The 16,738-nt window shown below is 45.6% G+C and carries 15 protein-coding genes; 8 read left to right on the top strand and 7 right to left on the bottom strand.

Going from position 1 to position 16,738, the window contains the following annotated elements; all coding sequences use genetic code 11:
- The first annotated feature begins 88 nt into the window (after positions 1-88).
- Genes sapA through KI655_RS21295 form a run of 6 tightly spaced genes read left to right on the top strand, consistent with a single transcriptional unit; the run spans position 89 to position 6,147 of the window.
- Complete coding sequence (gene sapA / locus KI655_RS21320; RefSeq protein WP_285408484.1) at positions 89-1,714, top strand: ABC transporter substrate-binding protein SapA; 1,626 nt, start codon at positions 89-91, stop codon at positions 1,712-1,714.
- A complete protein-coding gene (locus KI655_RS21315) occupies positions 1,714-2,676 on the top strand; it encodes an ABC transporter permease subunit (RefSeq protein WP_285408483.1) in 963 nt (320 codons plus the stop codon). Before sapA ends, KI655_RS21315 begins: the two co-directional genes overlap by 1 nt.
- Entirely contained in the window at positions 2,663-3,550 is an 888-nt protein-coding gene (gene sapC, locus KI655_RS21310; protein WP_285408482.1) for a putrescine export ABC transporter permease SapC, read from the top strand. Before KI655_RS21315 ends, sapC begins: the two co-directional genes overlap by 14 nt.
- Positions 3,550-4,551: an oligopeptide/dipeptide ABC transporter ATP-binding protein gene (locus KI655_RS21305; protein WP_285408481.1), complete on the top strand. Its 1,002-nt coding sequence runs from the start codon at positions 3,550-3,552 to the stop codon at positions 4,549-4,551. Before sapC ends, KI655_RS21305 begins: the two co-directional genes overlap by 1 nt.
- Complete coding sequence (locus KI655_RS21300) at positions 4,548-5,330, top strand: ATP-binding cassette domain-containing protein (RefSeq protein ID WP_285408479.1); 783 nt, start codon at positions 4,548-4,550, stop codon at positions 5,328-5,330. The genes KI655_RS21305 and KI655_RS21300 overlap by 4 nt, the downstream gene beginning before the upstream one ends.
- 37 nt (positions 5,331-5,367) lie before the next feature.
- The gene (locus KI655_RS21295; RefSeq protein WP_285408478.1) at positions 5,368-6,147 is read left to right on the top strand and encodes a DUF2927 domain-containing protein; all 780 of its coding nucleotides are present in this window, start codon (positions 5,368-5,370) and stop codon (positions 6,145-6,147) included.
- A gap of 9 nt (positions 6,148-6,156) precedes the next feature.
- Here KI655_RS21295 and KI655_RS21290 read toward each other — a convergent pair whose 3' ends face one another.
- A complete protein-coding gene (locus KI655_RS21290; RefSeq protein ID WP_285408477.1) occupies positions 6,157-6,546 on the bottom strand; it encodes a DUF2750 domain-containing protein in 390 nt (129 codons plus the stop codon).
- A gap of 196 nt (positions 6,547-6,742) precedes the next feature.
- A complete protein-coding gene (locus KI655_RS21285; protein ID WP_285408476.1) occupies positions 6,743-7,648 on the bottom strand; it encodes a manganese-dependent inorganic pyrophosphatase in 906 nt (301 codons plus the stop codon).
- Positions 7,649-7,864: 216 nt separating this feature from the next.
- On the opposite strand from KI655_RS21285, the gene KI655_RS21280 reads away from it, so the two are divergent.
- Complete coding sequence (locus KI655_RS21280) at positions 7,865-8,395, top strand: putative manganese transporter (RefSeq protein ID WP_285408475.1); 531 nt, start codon at positions 7,865-7,867, stop codon at positions 8,393-8,395.
- A 246-nt stretch (positions 8,396-8,641) separates the two neighbouring features.
- On the opposite strand, the gene torA is transcribed toward KI655_RS21280, so the two are convergent.
- Genes torA through torE form a run of 3 tightly spaced genes read right to left on the bottom strand, consistent with a single transcriptional unit; the run spans position 8,642 to position 12,543 of the window.
- Positions 8,642-11,104, bottom strand: coding sequence for a trimethylamine-N-oxide reductase TorA (torA, locus tag KI655_RS21275; protein ID WP_285408474.1), 2,463 nt, complete (start codon positions 11,102-11,104; stop codon positions 8,642-8,644).
- Positions 11,105-11,128: 24 nt separating this feature from the next.
- Positions 11,129-12,310, bottom strand: a complete 1,182-nt coding sequence (gene torC / locus KI655_RS21270; protein WP_285408473.1) for a pentaheme c-type cytochrome TorC — start codon at positions 12,308-12,310, stop codon at positions 11,129-11,131.
- A gap of 50 nt (positions 12,311-12,360) precedes the next feature.
- Positions 12,361-12,543 carry a trimethylamine N-oxide reductase system protein TorE gene (gene torE, locus KI655_RS21265; RefSeq protein WP_285408472.1) on the bottom strand — a complete coding sequence of 61 codons (183 nt, stop codon included), beginning with the start codon at positions 12,541-12,543 and terminating at the stop codon, positions 12,361-12,363.
- A gap of 437 nt (positions 12,544-12,980) precedes the next feature.
- On the opposite strand from torE, the gene KI655_RS21260 reads away from it, so the two are divergent.
- Entirely contained in the window at positions 12,981-13,775 is a 795-nt protein-coding gene (locus KI655_RS21260; RefSeq protein WP_285408470.1) for an ABC transporter permease, read from the top strand.
- Positions 13,776-14,058: 283 nt separating this feature from the next.
- Here the strand turns inward: KI655_RS21260 and focA are convergent, their stop codons facing one another.
- Both focA and KI655_RS21250 read right to left on the bottom strand, forming a co-directional pair.
- A complete protein-coding gene (gene focA, locus KI655_RS21255; RefSeq protein WP_285408468.1) occupies positions 14,059-14,901 on the bottom strand; it encodes a formate transporter FocA in 843 nt (280 codons plus the stop codon).
- A gap of 359 nt (positions 14,902-15,260) precedes the next feature.
- A complete protein-coding gene (locus KI655_RS21250) occupies positions 15,261-16,574 on the bottom strand; it encodes an ATPase (RefSeq protein ID WP_285408466.1) in 1,314 nt (437 codons plus the stop codon).
- Positions 16,575-16,738: the final 164 nt, after the last annotated feature.

Here is a 16,738-nt window from a genome sequence, read left to right as displayed (position 1 = left end):
TTATTATTTGGAGCGCAATAAATAAAATGTTAAATTGTCCGGATCTTGAGGCACCTCTTCCGCCTCGTTTCGAAAAGTATTTCTTTTTATGAAAGCACTATTAAGACTGTCACTAGGTATCTTCACTCTTGGCTTTTTAGCTGGATGCGGAGAGAGCGTCGATCACGACCAAATCCGAGAAAAAGGCTTTATTTATTGCGGCCAAGGAAACCCGAGTACCTTCAATCCACAACTGGTGGATAGTGGTATCACCGCTGAATCTTTAAGCCCTCAGATTTTCGATACCTTGCTGCAACTTGACCCAGAGACTTATCGTCCACAGCCAAATATCGCTACCGAATGGTCAGTGAACAAGGCGGGTACCGAGTACACCTTCAAACTGCGTCCTGATGTGAATTTCCAGACAACAGACTGGTTCACCCCAACACGTACCTTAAACGCACAAGACATCGTATTCAGCTTCGAGCGTATTACCAACAGCAGCCACCCATTCCACTATGTGGGCGGCGGTCTTTACCCTTGGTTCGCCGGGATCGACTTTCAAAATTTGGTAGAAAACATTGAAGCGCTCGACGAGCTGACGGTTAAATTTACATTAACGCGCCCTGACAACTCTTTTCTGACCAATATCGCCACCAGCTATGCGGTGATCCATTCAAAAGAGTACGCTAATCAACTCATTGAGCTGGATGAAAAAAACCGTCTCGATTCAAACCCTGTCGGAACCGGTCCTTTTTATCTCGATGATTATCAGATCAACGATCTTGTTCGTCTGAAAAAGCACGCTGGTTACTGGAAGAGCGACGTAAAGATGGATCAAGTGGTATTTGATACCTCTCAGCGTGGTACAGGTACACTCGCCAAGTTGCTGCGTAATGAGTGTGATGTGTTGAATTCTCCAATCTCCAGTCAGATTCCGATCATTCAAGCTCAAGAAGAGCTAGAGATCACGGCAACACCCGCTGTGAATGTGTCGTTTATTGCCCTAAACACTGAGCACCCTGCCCTGCGCGATGCTCGCGTGCGTAAAGCGTTGAATCTAGCGATCAACCGCCAGAATATTTTGGATTCGGTTTACTACGGCACAGGCAGCAAAGCTTATACCTTATTGCCGCCAACCTCTTGGGCATATCAAAAAGACCAAGTACAGGTGCGTTACGACCGAAACTACGCTGTCGCTCTTCTAAAAGATGCAGGCGTAGAACCGGGGCTTGAGCTTTCAATGTGGGTTCCACTTGAACCAAGAGCCTACAACCCAAGTCCGCGTAAGACGGCGGAGCTTATTCAAGCCAACCTCGCTGATATCGGCATTAGCTTAAAGCTCTACACAGACGATCGATTCGATCGTACTCAGCTCTCTTCAATCGCATCGACCGACCTATTGCTCACCGGTTGGATTGGTCACACTGGTGACCCAGACAACTTCTTGCGTCCGCTGCTCTCTTGTCAGTCTGAACGCGCAGGGTTGAACGTTTCGATGTGGTGTAATTCCGATTTCGATTTTCTTCTCGACCTCGCTTTAGAGATTAATCAACAGAGACACCGTGTGAACCTGTACCACCAAGCTCAGAATATTCTTAATGAAGAGTTCCCTGTGATTCCACTGGCTCATGGCGTGCAATTCCGTGTACACGATCGTTCGTTAACGGGCTTCAAGCAAAGCCCATTCAACGCACAGCCTTTCGACCAAGTTCGTAGAGAGGTGCAGCCGTAATGTTTTGGTATACGTTAAGACGCATCAACCTCTTTGTTATTACGCTAGCGATTCTGACGATTGTTGGTTTTGCTCTGCTGCGATTGGATCAAACTTCCCCTTGGGCAATTCAAGATTTCTGGCCGGGGTGGCTTAGCTATATCGGTGAACTGTCGACGCTGAACTTTGGTATCAGCAAGCACGGTGTGCCGATTTATGATGAGCTGGTTGTAGTGTTCCCTGCCACTCTTGAGTTGTGCTTCTTTGCCTTCGTACTGGCGCTACTGATCGGTATACCACTTGGTACGGTAGCGGGCATGCGTCAGGGTAAATTTGTTGATACTACGATCTCATTTACTTCAATGGCCGGCTATTCAGCGCCTATCTTTTGGGTTGCGCTGTTGATGATCATGATTTTCTCTCTGCACTTTGAGATGTTCCCTGTCGGCGGTCGTTACGACCTGCTTTATCAAATTGAGCCCGTTACAGGTTTCGCGATCATTGATGCCTTCTTTGCTGAAGGTAAATACAAGGCGCACGCACTGCAAAGTGTGATTGAGCATATGGCACTGCCATGTTTGGTGTTAGCCCTCGCTCCAACCACACAAGTTATTCGTTTGATGCGTGCTTCTGTAGCAGAAGTCATGACCCAAAACTACATTCGAGCGGCTCGTATTAAGGGTCTATCAACTCGCGAGATCGTGACGCAACACGTACTGCGCAATGCGATTCCACCGATTGTTCCTAAAGTCGGTGTTCAGTTATCCAGTATGTTAACGCTCGCTATCATCACAGAGTCCATCTTTAACTGGCCGGGCATTGGCCGCTGGCTACTTGATGCACTGTCGAATCAAGATTATGTCTCGATTCAGGCAGGCGTTATCGTAGTGGCAACGCTGGTTTTAACAGCCAATATCCTATCGGATTTGATCGGCGCGATGATTAATCCTCTAGTAAGGAAAGAGTGGTATGCTAACAAGTAACGTTTACCAAGAAGAGCGCATCCCGACTCAGTTTGAGCGTTTCTGGCGCAGTTTCCGCAATAACAACCTAGCGATGTTTGGTCTGTGGTGCTTGGTACTGATTATCTTCGTCACTATCACCGCGCCTTGGCTAGCACCTCATGATGCCCAAGAACAAACAGGCCACTTGTTGACGCCACCATCGTGGGATCCAGCGGGTACTGTTGAATACTTCTTAGGTACAGATGACCTTGGACGAGATATCCTGTCACGGCTGATCATTGGTTCACAATTAACCTTCGGCGCAGCGGTGGTGATTACTTTCATTGCGGCTGTCATTGGTTGTTTGATTGGCGTATTGGCGGGTATGACTCGAGGCTTGTTATCAAGTACCCTAAACCACCTGCTTGATACAGTGATGTCTATTCCTTCACTGCTACTGGCGATCATCTTTGTCGCATTCCTTGGCTTTGGTGAATTCAACATTCTGCTCGCGATCTGCTTAGCGCTGATCCCGCGTTTTATCCGCTCGGTTTATATCGCTGTGCACGCAGAGGTTGAGAAAGACTACATCATGGCATCTCGTCTGGATGGCGCGAACGACTTCTACCTGCTGTGGAACTCGATATTGCCGAACATCCTTACCGTGGTCGCGTTAGAAGTGACGTTGGCACTGTCCGTTGCCATTCTCGATATTACTGCTCTGGGCTTCCTAGGATTAGGCGCTCAGGCTCCAAGTACAGAATGGGGCTCAATCCTTGGTGACTCTGTAGAGCTTATCTACCTTGCGCCTTGGACCGTAACCCTGCCCGGCCTTGCCATTATGTTTACAGTTATTGTCATCAACTTAGTCGGTGAAGGCGTACGCCAAGCACTTAACGCAGGAATCGAATAATGCCGTTACTAGATATTCGACATCTGACTATTGAAATCGAAACACCACAAGGCCTAGTGAAGGCTGTGGACCGCATGAGTATTACCCTTAATGAAGGGGAAATTCGCGGTCTAGTGGGTGAATCAGGTTCAGGTAAGAGCTTGGTTGCTAAAGCGATCGTTGGCGTATGTAAAGAGAACTGGAAAGTCTCCGCCGACCGTATGCGCTTGGGCAATATTGACCTACTACAGCTGACACCGAAAGAACGTCGTCGAGTAATTGCCCGTGATATCGCGATGATATTTCAGGAGCCTTCTACCTGTCTCGACCCTTCTGAGAAGGTTGGACACCAGCTGATTGAAGCGATTCCGTCGCACGCCTTTGAAGGCAAATGGTGGCAACGCTTCAAATGGCGGAAGAAACAAGCCATTGCGCTGCTGCATAAAGTCGGCATTAAAGACCACTCACGTCTCATGGACAGCTATTCCTATGAGTTAACCGATGGTGAGTGTCAGAAAGTCATGATCGCAATGGCGATCGCAGCCAAGCCGAAGGTATTGATTGCCGATGAACCAACCAACGACTTAGACCCAATCACTCAGTCTCAGATTCTACGTCTGTTGAGCCGAATGAATCAGCTCCACAACACCACCATCATTCTGATCGGGCACGACTTAACAACGATCACTCAATGGGCTACACGAATCACGGTAATGTACTGTGGACAATCGGTTGAATCAGCGGATACGCCTAAGCTGCTCGACGCGCCTAAGCACCCGTATACCGTGGCTCTGCTCAAGGCGATGCCAGATTTTAACGACTGGATACCGCACAAAGAAAAACTGCAATCTCTACCGGGTTCAATACCGCCACTGCAACATTTACCGATTGGCTGTCGCCTTGGTCCTCGCTGCCCTTACGCGCAAAGACAGTGTGTTGAGATCCCGCACACCAGTCGCGTTAAGAATCATAAGTTTAGTTGTCACTTCCCGCTGAATATGGAGAAGAAAAAGAAATCATGAGTGCATTATTAGAAGTCAGCGATCTTTCCAAAGATTTCACGACACGCTCTGGGCTTTTTCGTAAGAAGATTCATCAGGCGGTGAAACCGGTGAGTTTTACTCTAGAAGCGGGTCAAACCATTGGATTTATCGGTCAAAACGGCTCGGGTAAATCGACACTTGCCCGTATGTTGGCTGGCATGGTTGAACCAACCTCCGGCGAAATTCGCGTAAACGGCGAAAAGCTCGAGCACAAAGACTACTCAACACGTTGTAAGCTGATCAGGATGATCTTCCAAGATCCCAATACGTCACTGAATCCACGAATTCAGATCGGTCGTATTCTTGAAGGTCCACTCAAGCGAAACACCAATATGCCGCCAGAAGCGCGTATGAAGCGTGTAAAAGACACTCTACTGCGTGTGGGTCTGTTACCCGAGCACGCTTACTTCTACCCGCAGATGCTTGCGGCAGGACAAAAGCAGAGGGTTTGTTTGGCGCGAGCATTGATTCTGCAGCCTTCCATCATCGTTGCTGATGAGGCGTTGAACGGTCTTGATATGGCAATGCGCTCACAGATCATCAATCTGTTCCTAGAGTTGCAAGAAGAGATGGGCGTTTCATTCGTTTACGTGTCTCAACATATCGGCATCGTAAAGCACATCACCGACAAAATCATCGTCATGCATGAGGGGGATGTCGTAGAAGCGGGAGAAACCCACGAAGTGCTATCGAACCCTTCTCACCAAATCACACAACGTTTGGTAGAGAGTCACTTCTTCAAAGCACCAAACTACTAGTCACAGTCGTTAAGCACTCAAACAATTAAGGGAATAAATGAAACAATACCGGTTCTACATTTATTCCCTTTTTTTGGCGTGCTGTTCAATACCAGTTCAAGCGGCAGGGTTGACTTGGCTTGACCCAAGCTTTGTTGAGCGGGCCTTCTACAGCGTTGCGCTTGAGCGCGAATATACGAAAGGAAGCCATCCCCTTGCCAAGTGGAGCCAACCCATACGTATTTGGGTAGATCACAAAGTTGGCGACCAAGACCTTCACCAAGAGCTCGCTGAGCTGCACGTCCAACACTTAGCGAACATCACCGGGTTTTCAATTGAATTTGTCACCAATCGATCAGAGGCGAATGTCGTCTGGGTATACACGCGTGAATCACGCTGGATAAAAGATGCCAAATCAACGCTCAATCTAAAATCCACTCAACACTTACGAACGGCAATATGTACTGCTGGTTATAAAACCGATTCGAGCGGTCACATCGTATCTGCAGGTATCGTAATACCCGTCGATTTAGCGAGATCCCGAGGAAAGTTATTGGCATGTGTGGTTGAGGAGATCACACAAGCACTAGGGCTTCCTAATGATTCAGAGCACGCTTACCCTTCAATATTTAACGATCACACACCAGAAGAGCTCCTAGCGCCTTTAGATGTGGTTTTATTAAAGCTGCTCTATGAACCAGAGTTGCAAGCGGGAATGTCTCTCTCGGAGGTGAAACCAATCGTAAAGCGACTGGTGAGGAAGTATCAAATAGAAGGGAAATTAAACAGCGCCACAAAGGAAGCCAGACAGGCTCCCTTATATGAACTGTTTCGTTAGCAACGCAGATTAGCGCTTAGCTGCTTGCTTCTTTAGTTCGAAATCAAACTCATCAGGGAAAAGTACAACGCCCTCTTCCTGCTCATTTGGGAACACAACAACAGCCAATTCGTCATCTTCTAGGCCCATTGTCCAACGGCTGTGCCACTTGTTCAGCGAAATAGCTTCTGCTTTACATTCAGACCATTCACCCGTTGCCCAAGACTCAGCAAACTCTTTGTTTGGCCAAACAGGAACACAGTCTTCGTCTTCTGTGTTCAACATTACACAACCGTGTTCGTCAGTTAAGATCCACACTTCACGGTTAGCTACAATTTCTTTTACACAGTATTTTAAGCGTTGCTCACCTGTGTACTTGTTGATTTCTGCGATTTTTTGCTCGTCTAGAGGTGTAGTCATTGTTGTTTCCTACTTTTGTCAGTGCGTCGCTCTCATACAGTGTATCCCGAGCTTTTCGAACTGCAAATACTTCTATTCAAAGAAATAGTCTAATGAGATGCAATTTATTGCCAAAGAAATAGTCTAATGAGATGCAATTTATTGCCAAAGAAAAACGCCTGCTAAAAAGCAGGCGTTTATTAAGTCAGCGGCTTGATTAAGCAAGCTCACCTTGAAGCCAAGGCCAACCTTGCTTCTTACGGCTTAGTGTATTTTCCATCATCAATACACCGTCTTGCTCGTGCTTAACTAGCTTCTCAGCCCACTCACCTTTGTAAAGAAGGCGAGTTTGAGCCGTTGTGATATCAGTCAGCATTACTGCAGCAAATGCTAAACCGTCTTTCTCACAACGAGCTTCTAGGTCAGCTTCAAGTGCTTCAATCATGCCGTCTACTTGCTCAAGAGTTGCAAGCTCAACTTGACCAACAACAACATCACGACCGTTGAACGGGTAACCTTTCAGGTCTTTTTCTACTAGCTCAGCTGCAGATAGACCTTCAATGTTTGTTTTCGCGATAAGTAGTGCTTTGATGAAAGCATCTACGTCAGTTACGCCAGCGATTTCTGCTAGTTCAGCAACTGCATCTTTGTCTTTTTGAGTACAAGTTGGAGATGCGAAACCTACAGTGTCAGACAGGATAGCAGACATCATAAGCTTAGCGATTGTCTCGCTGATCTCGTGACCTTCAATCTTGAACATGTTGAATAGTACAGTGTTTGTACAACCTACAGGCCAGATCCACGCTTCCATTGGGTTTACTGTCATCACGTCACCTAGACGGTGGTGGTCAACAATACCAAGGATTTCTGCGTCAGCAACGTCGTCTGGTGCTTGAGCTAGGTCTGAGTAGTCTACTAGCCAAATTTTTTCACCAGCAACAGAAGTACGAAGCTCTGGCATGTCAGCGCCAGCTACTTCTAGAATGTGTTGAGTTTCGCGGTTGATCTCGCCTTGGCGAATTGGTGTCGCTTCTTCGCCACGAGCTTTAAGAAGCTCAGTTGCAACTAGCGCGCTACAAATACTGTCACTATCAGGGTTTTTGTGACCAACAACTAAAATCATGTTTCTTCCTATTACACTAAAATTACAGCTCTACCTAATAGAGCATCTCTTTATTCCGCCTACTTTACCCTATTTTTTGACAATGATCATCGCTTCGTTGCTGCCTGTTAGACTATTTGCGTATGCGAAGTGGTAAGAAAACCACCCAATACAATTGATAATCATTCTTATTCGTATATAGTTGTATCTAAGCCTTTATATACTGGGTATATTGTTATGAATCGAAGAATCCAATTCGCACCAGAACATCACAACACGGAATCAATGCCATCATCCCTATTTCGTAAGCGAATATTTCTTACCGTTCCACTTGCTGCTCTGATTGTGACTGCCTTGCTATTGGATCTCACGGTCATAACGATGACAGACTTCGCTTTTGCCTCCTTGCTCTACACACTCTTGAGCTTAGTGGGCTACCAATGGCTAACTCTCAACGCCGATGACGAGCAATTACTCACACATCAATGCCGCTCCAATCAAATCGTTTGTGCTTCTGTGATGGCCGCAATCCCGGGTTGTGGCGGTATGGTGTCAGTCATGTCTCAGTTTGTTTCTGGGAAGCTAGGCATTGGTGCGCTTGTCGCAGCCCTAATCAGCACACTGGGTAACGCGACTTTCTTGTTCGTTGCCAGCGACGTTAGTACCGGCATCGCCGCGATCGCATTGAGTGTGATTGTGGGAAGTGCTTTGGGCAAAATTATCAATCTATCTCATGTCGATGACTTACTCCGTCTGAACAAGCTTTAAGAGCAAATCATCTCGGTCTTCAATTATCCATTTCCGCGTTTCCGTTCGTTCCAAGGTTGCCAGTCAGGATTACTGGTGACCTTGGAGCGTTCTCCATAGCCCCTGCTTATACGCATAGAATGCCTTCAAAGGCTCGTAGACGATTCCAAATAATAAAAGCTCTAACAACCTCAAATGTAAAAAAGCCCCTGTGAGCATCGCTTACAGGGGCGTTTAATTATCTTTCAGTGTTTGATATCGATCGCATTAAGCGACTTCGATTGGACCACCGAATGAAGTAACTGGAGGCAGCTTGCCAGTGAACTTCTCAAAGTCGACTAGACATGTGTTTGCAGATGTCGCCTGAGCCAGTTCAGAACTTGGAATATCCTGAGTCAGTGTGTTTGGATCGCCGTATGTATCTAGCGCGCCCACTTTCTCGTTCATTGGACCGTACCAAGCACCTTCTTCGATACGTACAACGCCCGGAGCGTAGCTATCCATAAGAACAGCACCCGCCAGAAGTTGACCACGATCGTTGAACACACGTACTACGTCACCGTCTTTGATGCCTTTCTTCTTAGCATCTGTTGGGTTGATGTAGATTGGCTCACGACCTTGTACCGCGTAAGTCGCACGCCACTCTTCAGATTCACACATCTGAGAGTGAAGACGCTTATCTGGGTGACAAGATTGTAGCCAGTACGGGTGTTTGTCAGAGCCTGGACCACCGTGTGAACGTTCAGATTTCTCGAACCACATTGGGTGTTCTTGACAGTGCTCGTAGCCCATGTTGCCAACAGTACGGCTTGTGATTTCGATGAAACCAGAAGGTGTACCTAGTGCGTTGATCTCTGGATCTTCACGGAATGAAGCGTGACGAGTCCATGGCTTACCTTTACCGAAATCTAGGAAACCTTTCTCCCAGAACTCAGCGAACTCAGGCATCTCGAAGCTGCCTTCGTTTGAAGCGCGACATTCGTCGTACAGTGATTTAACCCACTGCATCTCATCCATACCACGCGTGTAATCGTCGTAACGACCCCAACGCTTGGTCAGGCTAGACATGATCTCAAAGTCAGTCTTAGACTGGAATAGAGGATCCACTAGCTTGTGCATCGCGATCAAACCGCGACCAGAGTACGCGCCGTAACCATCAATATCGTTACGTTCCCACTGAGTACATGCTGGAAGCACGATATCAGAGTGACGACAAGTTGCAGTCCAAGCGAAATCAACAGCCACTACAGTTTGTAGGCTCTTGAATGCTTTACGCATCTTGTTGCGATCTTGGTGGTGATGCCACGGGTTGTTACCACTGAATACCATCATCTTGATATCTGGCAGTGTTACCGTTGCGCCATTCGCTTTAATCTTCTTACCTGGTTCAACTAGGCTGTCTACCCAACGTGCCACTGGGATTACGCGGCTGTAGCCGTTGTAATCTGTATTCGTGTACTTAGGCTTCTGACCTTGGTCGATGTTCAATGGGAATGAACCCGGAGCTGAGAAGCCCGTTGAAGAAACACCGATACCAGAGTAGTGGTGACCGTAAGAGATACCACCGCCCGGTAGACCAATTTGACCAACCATTGCTGCGATAACTGCACACATCCAGTAAGGCTGTTCACCGTGCTCTTGACGTTGAATACTCCAACCAACAAGAATCTGTGTACGACCGTTTACTAGCATCTTAGCGAAGTCACGGATAGAGTCTGCGCTTGCGCCACAGATAGCCGCAGCCCACTCAGGTGTCTTCTCAACTTTATCTTTCGTTTCACCTTGAACGTACTTGATGAAGTCTTCAAAACCTAGACAGTAAGTCTCAATGAACTTCTTGTCGTATAGGCCTTCGTTGTAAAGAACGTGAGCCACACCTAGCATGAACGCCACGTCAGTTTGTGGGTTGATGTAGAACTGTTCGTTCTCTAGGTAGCGACCTGTTTTGTTCTTAACCGGGTCAACCGAAACAACGTTGATCTCTTTGTTAGCAACTTTTTCTTTCAGTTGTTCTAGGTATGCGAAAGACTCGTGAGTTTCACATGTCCAACCTACCTGCAGGTTCTTAACTGGATCGTTACCCCAAAGGATAATGTTGTCACTGTTTTCTAGGATAAGTTCCCAAGATGTACCTTGTGCGTAAACTTCAGTAGAACCTAGCACGTAAGGCATGATCGTTTGACCAGCACCTGTTGAGTAGTCACCGATTTTCTTCACAGAGTAGCCGTGAAGCGCCATTGCACGTTGCATGTGGTTAGTACAGCTGTGGAACTGACCAGTTTGTCTCCAACCAGTTTGACCTGTGTGAAGCGCCCATGGACCGTAATCTTTCTGTACGCGCTCAAGCTCGCGGTAAACAAGGTCTAGTGCCTCATCCCAAGTCACACGGATAAAGCGGTTGTTACCACGTGTGTCTGCGCTGTACTTGTGCTTCTTCAACCAATCTAGGCGAACCATTGGGTAACGCACACGAGATGGGCTGTAAATAATACCTTTGATACCTTTCAACATCTCTGTTGGGTGGTTATCGATTTCTAGCGGCTTAATTTCTTGAACTTTACCAGCGTAAACACGTGCACGGAATGCACCCCAGTGAGAACCTGATACTTTCCAAGTGCCGTCAGTTTCTGCTGCAGATGCAGACGCCGACACTAATAGGCTTGGGCCCATAACCGATGCCGCACCTGTTGTCGCGACACCTTTCAGAAAACTTCTTCTTGTAATTGCCATTGTGTTACTCCAATTGACGTCTTATTAGTGATGGCCTTCAGAAAAATCTGATGAGTGCTTCTGTAGATACTTAAGAACAAGTGCTTCTGTATCAGTGTCGAAGTTAACGAATGCGATCATACCATCTAGCATGCCTACCCAGCCGTTTGCACTGAAGTGTGCTTCGTCTGGCTGTGAGTGACACGTTGAACAGTTAGACTGGTAAGCCTGACCTGCTGCATTCCAGATTGGATCGAAGTTATCAACCATAGACTCTTTCTTCATCCATAGCGCTAGGTTAACTTCTTCCCATGGAAGACCTGTTAGCTCATCTTCTTTCTTCTCACCAATAGTGATAACGTCGCTTTGAGACACTTCTTTGGTCAAGATTGCAGTAGAGATGTTCATACCGAAATCTTCTTGGATTACACGACCGAAGCCTTTCGCTTTACGCCAGCCATCGATCTGAACCTTGATCATGTCGCCTTTTTCGTCGATCACTGCCACTTTACTTGCAGGGCTTAGTAGACCGGCTTCAACTTCACCCGTTTCGTCTGTGTACATTGGTAGGTGACGGATTGAAATCACATCAGAACCATTTGCGTAAGACGTGCTACCTGCAACTTGCTCTAGCTCACCAACGATGCCGCTCGCCGATTCCATATCTAGAGGAAGGTTGTGCGCGATACCTTTGTGACAGTCAACACAGCTCTGGTCACGCTCTGCTGCATTCTTCATTTGAATACGCGCAGTAGGACGCATGTTGTCGAAGTCCATAGAGTCGTAGTTGTGACAGTTTTTACACTCTAGAGATTTGTTTGCAGAGAAACGATCCCATTCGTGTTTTGCTAGCTCGATACGACGTGCTTCGAATTTCTCTGGTGTATCTAGGTCACCAAATACTTGTGCGAATACTTCTTTAGATGCTTGCATCTTACGAGCGATTTTAGCTGTCCATTCGTGAGGAACGTGACAGTCTGGACAAGTAGCACGAACACCAGATGTGTTTTTCCAGTGAACTGTTTCTTGTAGTTCTACGTATACATTGTCACGCATGGTGTGACAGCTGATACAAAATTCTTCAGTGTTTGTTGCTTCTAACGCGGTGTTGAAACCACCCCAGAAGATAACACCCGCGATAAAACCACCCATGGTTAGTACACCAAGGCTGATGTGTACTGCAGGGCGAGTCATAGTGCGCCACAGTTTAACTAAAAATGACTTCATGATTAGCTCTCTTAAATATTTGGTCTAAAAAATGTTGTTACTAGAGGGCATTACATGCCGCCGTGAGCACCTGGAGGTCCGAATACGAACACTTGCAGAGCCCAAACTATGAAGCCATAGCCGCCTACAAAAGCAACACTCAATATAGGAAAGAGAACCACTGCGATGAAGAGGAATGACTTCCACTCCAACGAGCGTTTTTCGCCAGTTTCAATTTTATTAACATCACTCATACATTTTGCCTATTTTGTATTTAGTAATTTCGATAAGCCCATTCTAAGGGGCTAAAGTTCATCAGTATCTAACACCAAATTTTAGACCATACTCAAAGTAGGGTTCAATCAAATCCCCCCTCTTAACCCTTGCTAATCAATACTTTTTTGAGCTCATCCAGAGTTGTTTTCAGTTAAAGAAACATATTAAAAAGTATTAACAAATGTGAAGAATTAAGCAGATCTGCAATTTGTTAAAATGACACTAAATGCTTACATTAAGGCAACAATTTGTAACCTTTTACCTACTAAGTAGTAGCCAAATTAGACGAAAACAGCGAGATTTATGTGCAAATTTTGTTAAATTTTTGGTGTCAAAGCACAGTGCAATATGGCTCAGAGAAAATGAATTCAAACTCGGTTTCAGATATGATGGAGGGATAAAAAAAGGAAGCTTTATGCAAGACGTAATCGATATCTCATGGTGGCAATTGCTGCTCTTCAGCTCGCTACTGATTCTTCCCTTCGGCATTAATCATCACTTTAAACTCGGCCTAGCGAAAGAGGCCAGTATCAGCATAATTAGAATGGCAGTGCAGCTGTTCTTGGTCGGATTATATCTTGAATATCTTTTTGAGCTTGATAGTGCATGGATAAACCTTCTTTGGTTAACCATCATGATCGTGGTGGGTGCCAGTTCCATCGTCGATAAAGCAAAACTGCCCAAAAAGCTGATTTTAGTGCCCGTCGCAACAGGATTAACCGTTACCTGCATTCCAATTGTCCTTTTCATCAGCTTCTTTATTATCAAGCCTACTCCACTGCTAGGTGCGCAGTACTTAATCCCGATTGCAGGGATGTTACTCGGTAACAGCTTGAGCAGTAACATTGTTGCGTTGCAGAACCTGTTTGGTTCGTTCGAGACGCAAAAGTCAGAGTATGAAGCGGCAATCGCCTTAGGTGCCTCTCCTAGGTATGCATCTGCACCATTTGTACGTAATGCTATGCAAAAGGCAATGTCACCCATTATGGCCTCTATGGCGACGACAGGCCTAGTGACGCTGCCAGGTATGATGACAGGCCAGATCTTGGGAGGAGCTTCTCCAATGATCGCCATAAAGTATCAGTTGATGATCATGCTCGCCATCTTCATTATGATGAGCTGCTCATTAGCCGTTGCTTTGAACCTCTCGTTAAAAGCTTCTGTAACCAAAGAAGGTCGCGTAAAAGCAAAGATCCAAAATAATGCTTGATCACGCTTTTGATCCTTATAAATAGGGTTACTCACGGAATTTAAGACAGGTTATCCACAGAAATTGTGGATAACCAAATGCAACAAAGGTGACCCAGTCACATTCGACTTATCAACAGGTCAAGTCAACCTCATCTCTCCCCTTTTCAAGGATATATAAACACCCTTTACCGGATAGCTGATTTTTCAAGCAACTTTAGGGCTTGGTGAGAAGTCTTGGTTGTCCACAATCGAAAACGGCCCACTGAAGTGAGCCGTTAAAACTATCAATAAATTGGTCAGGATCAGTCTCGTAAGTAGATCAGCCAGTACCACATGCCAACGAAAATACCGCCACCAATAATGTTACCTAGAGTCACAGGCAATAAGTTGTTCATTAAGAAGTCCAGCATATTCAAGTCTACGTAATCTGCAGGGTTCGCGCCTGTCATCGTCCAAAATTCTGCCGGAGCAAATGTTTTGATACCAATCGCTAGCGGTACTTGGAACATGTTAGCAATACAGTGTTCAAAACCCGCCGAAACAAACATGGCAACCGGAAGGATCATCACGGCAATTTTATCTGTCAGTGTTCGACCGCTAAAAGTCATCCATACAGCAATACACACCAATACGTTACACATAATGCCCAAGGCAACAGCTTGAATAAAATCATGGTGAAGTTTGTGCTGAGAAATCGCCATAGCATTCAGGCCAACCTGACCATGGTCAAACATGTATTGCTTGGTCAACAGCATACAAGCCACCAGCAACAATGCACCAATCAAGTTACCGATATAAACTGTCGCCCAATTTTTGATTAAGGTTTTCCAAGAAATCTTACCGCTTGCTCGTGCGACGAGCGTCAGTACCGAACTGGTAAACAGTTCACCACCGGTTACAACCACTAAGATAAGACCCAAGCTAAAAGCAAGGCCACCAATCAAGCGTGTGATACCCCAAGGTAAATCACCCGCTCCTGTCGTCACTATGGTATAGAAAACAAAGGCGATACCGATATGAATACCTGCTGAGATAGCCAGTAAGAAAGATTTGATCGGATCTTTAGTTGCTTTACCTACGCCGATATCTGCAGCGCGCTCAGCCATTTGAGGCGGTAATAATGAGTCAAATTGATTTAGGTTCATGGTTGTTTACATTTTGAAACATGTCGTCGGGAGCGCGATAATCCTCTCTTTTATTTTGTATTTCAAGTGCTATTTTTGATGCTAATTATAGTGATCCAGATCTCATTGAAAAAATGCATAGAATTTTGCTAAAAACATACGACTTTAGGATTAGACCACATCGAACTACTCTTTTAGCCTGTTGATCTTAGAGATAGACAACTTATTAAAATTCAATAGATTAGCTAAAAACACTAAAGCGAACCCTCTTAAGAAGGCGTTGATTCATTGTCCAAAAGATAAATTTTGACATAGATCAACAGAAAGCAAAAAAGCGCCGTTAGGCGCTTTTTGTCTAATGAAACGGTCGTGACTTGTGGTTATGAATTTTCAACATCCACAGCCGTTTCCGTATCGGCTTGAGGCTGTGTCACTTCCGTTACTGGATCAGCCACTGCATCAACCGCCGGTTGCTCAACAGATTCAGACGATGCCGTGTTAGCTTGAATCTTTAAGCTCGACACAAGGTCTTCTAAGCTCTTGATATGCGCATCACTTTTCGAAACTTGTTCGGTCAGTAGCTCACTCTGCTTACTTGTATCAATCAATTGCTGTGCTTGCTTCTGGTTCTCAGTCTCTAACTTAGCCAGTTTCGCGGTAAGCGATTCAATTTCCTGCGTCAGTTCAGAGGTTAAATCAGAGCTTTTTAACTTCTTCACGCTATCGACAATCTTCTGAGACTGAATACGTAACACAACGTCGCGATAATCTTGGTCGTTGATCGCTTTAGAGATGCTCAGTAGCTGATTCTCTGCACTTAATACCGCTTGTTCAAACTTGTCGTCTTCAATACTCGCAAGCAGCTTCACTTCATGAGCAACACTACGAACGTGGTTTAGCTCGAACTCAGCTGCTGTTACCGCATCTTCAATAATCGACTTTTCACGTGGGCTCGCTTTGATTTTGTTCTCAGCCAATTCGATTTGCGAATTCGCTTTAGCAAACGTCAAAGGCACCACTTCATGGAAGTCTTCATCTTCTAGCAACTCTAGCTTCTCTTTCAGCGGCGTAATGTACTTCTTATGCGCGACTTTCACTTCAAGCACGCGAGCGTTGTTCAAAAACTCGACCTGCGCTTCTTGAGCATCTTCCAGCTCATCTACTAATACATAATTAAAGAGCTCGCTGTACTCTGAATAAAGTCGCTCGTAGTTCGACTTAAACATGGTGTCAGCACCGAGCAGCTTCAGATAATCCATCTGTGCGATAGAATCTGCTAATACTTGGTCTGCTTTTTCCTTAAGTACAAGAATCGCGTCGTAGTTAGACTGTACTGTCTCTACTTTTTCATCGAATGCTTGCGCGTATGTCTGACTTGAAAAGATCGAGTAACTGTCCGTAATCAACGTGTGATCTTTTGCGATGTCGGCATAAATCTCCTGAGCATCTGCCCATGCACCCTTCAACTCTTTATAGTTTTCAGGGGCATACAGTGCGTATTGTGAGTGCTCTTCTAGCTTAGTTTCCCATTGGGTATACGTTGATTGAATAGAATCAAACGAACGTACTTCACTGGATACTTGAACATCCTTATTCGTCGCTTCGCTATTACCACTTTGCTCCGCAGGCGTACTTTGACACCCCGCAACACCCAGTAGCATACCGACCACTAATGCTATCTTCTTGGCTCTCACTGACATTTTCCTTTTTATATAATTCACACCATCTCGGTGCCATTAGATTTTTGTGACATCAAATATATTACAAGCGTCTTTAAATGAACATCACTCATTGCTCGAGAGAATATAATTCATCCAATTTAATTCAAACAACAAAGCTATTCGTTGATTAAACACCC

Origin of the sequence: Vibrio sp. D404a, from assembly GCF_030248535.1 — a bacterium.
Taxonomy (GTDB): domain Bacteria; phylum Pseudomonadota; class Gammaproteobacteria; order Enterobacterales; family Vibrionaceae; genus Vibrio.
Note: the sequence above shows the minus strand (reverse complement) of the source record. Positions and strands in the feature narration are given on the sequence as shown.

What these genes read in the sequence shown, in the direction of transcription:
- KI655_RS21300 (WP_285408479.1), top strand. Translation starts at nt 4,548, where the DNA reads ATGAGTGCATTATTAGAAGTCAGCGATCTTTCCAAAGATTTCACGACA.
- KI655_RS21295 (WP_285408478.1), top strand. Translation starts at nt 5,368, where the DNA reads ATGAAACAATACCGGTTCTACATTTATTCCCTTTTTTTGGCGTGCTGT.
- sapC (WP_285408482.1), top strand. Translation starts at nt 2,663, where the DNA reads ATGCTAACAAGTAACGTTTACCAAGAAGAGCGCATCCCGACTCAGTTT.
- KI655_RS21290 (WP_285408477.1), bottom strand. Translation starts at nt 6,546, where the DNA reads ATGACTACACCTCTAGACGAGCAAAAAATCGCAGAAATCAACAAGTAC.
- torC (WP_285408473.1), bottom strand. Translation starts at nt 12,310, where the DNA reads ATGAAGTCATTTTTAGTTAAACTGTGGCGCACTATGACTCGCCCTGCA.
- torE (WP_285408472.1), bottom strand. Translation starts at nt 12,543, where the DNA reads ATGAGTGATGTTAATAAAATTGAAACTGGCGAAAAACGCTCGTTGGAG.
- KI655_RS21315 (WP_285408483.1), top strand. Translation starts at nt 1,714, where the DNA reads ATGTTTTGGTATACGTTAAGACGCATCAACCTCTTTGTTATTACGCTA.
- torA (WP_285408474.1), bottom strand. Translation starts at nt 11,104, where the DNA reads ATGGCAATTACAAGAAGAAGTTTTCTGAAAGGTGTCGCGACAACAGGT.
- focA (WP_285408468.1), bottom strand. Translation starts at nt 14,901, where the DNA reads ATGAACCTAAATCAATTTGACTCATTATTACCGCCTCAAATGGCTGAG.
- sapA (WP_285408484.1), top strand. Translation starts at nt 89, where the DNA reads ATGAAAGCACTATTAAGACTGTCACTAGGTATCTTCACTCTTGGCTTT.
- KI655_RS21280 (WP_285408475.1), top strand. Translation starts at nt 7,865, where the DNA reads ATGAATCGAAGAATCCAATTCGCACCAGAACATCACAACACGGAATCA.
- KI655_RS21285 (WP_285408476.1), bottom strand. Translation starts at nt 7,648, where the DNA reads ATGATTTTAGTTGTTGGTCACAAAAACCCTGATAGTGACAGTATTTGT.
- KI655_RS21305 (WP_285408481.1), top strand. Translation starts at nt 3,550, where the DNA reads ATGCCGTTACTAGATATTCGACATCTGACTATTGAAATCGAAACACCA.
- KI655_RS21260 (WP_285408470.1), top strand. Translation starts at nt 12,981, where the DNA reads ATGCAAGACGTAATCGATATCTCATGGTGGCAATTGCTGCTCTTCAGC.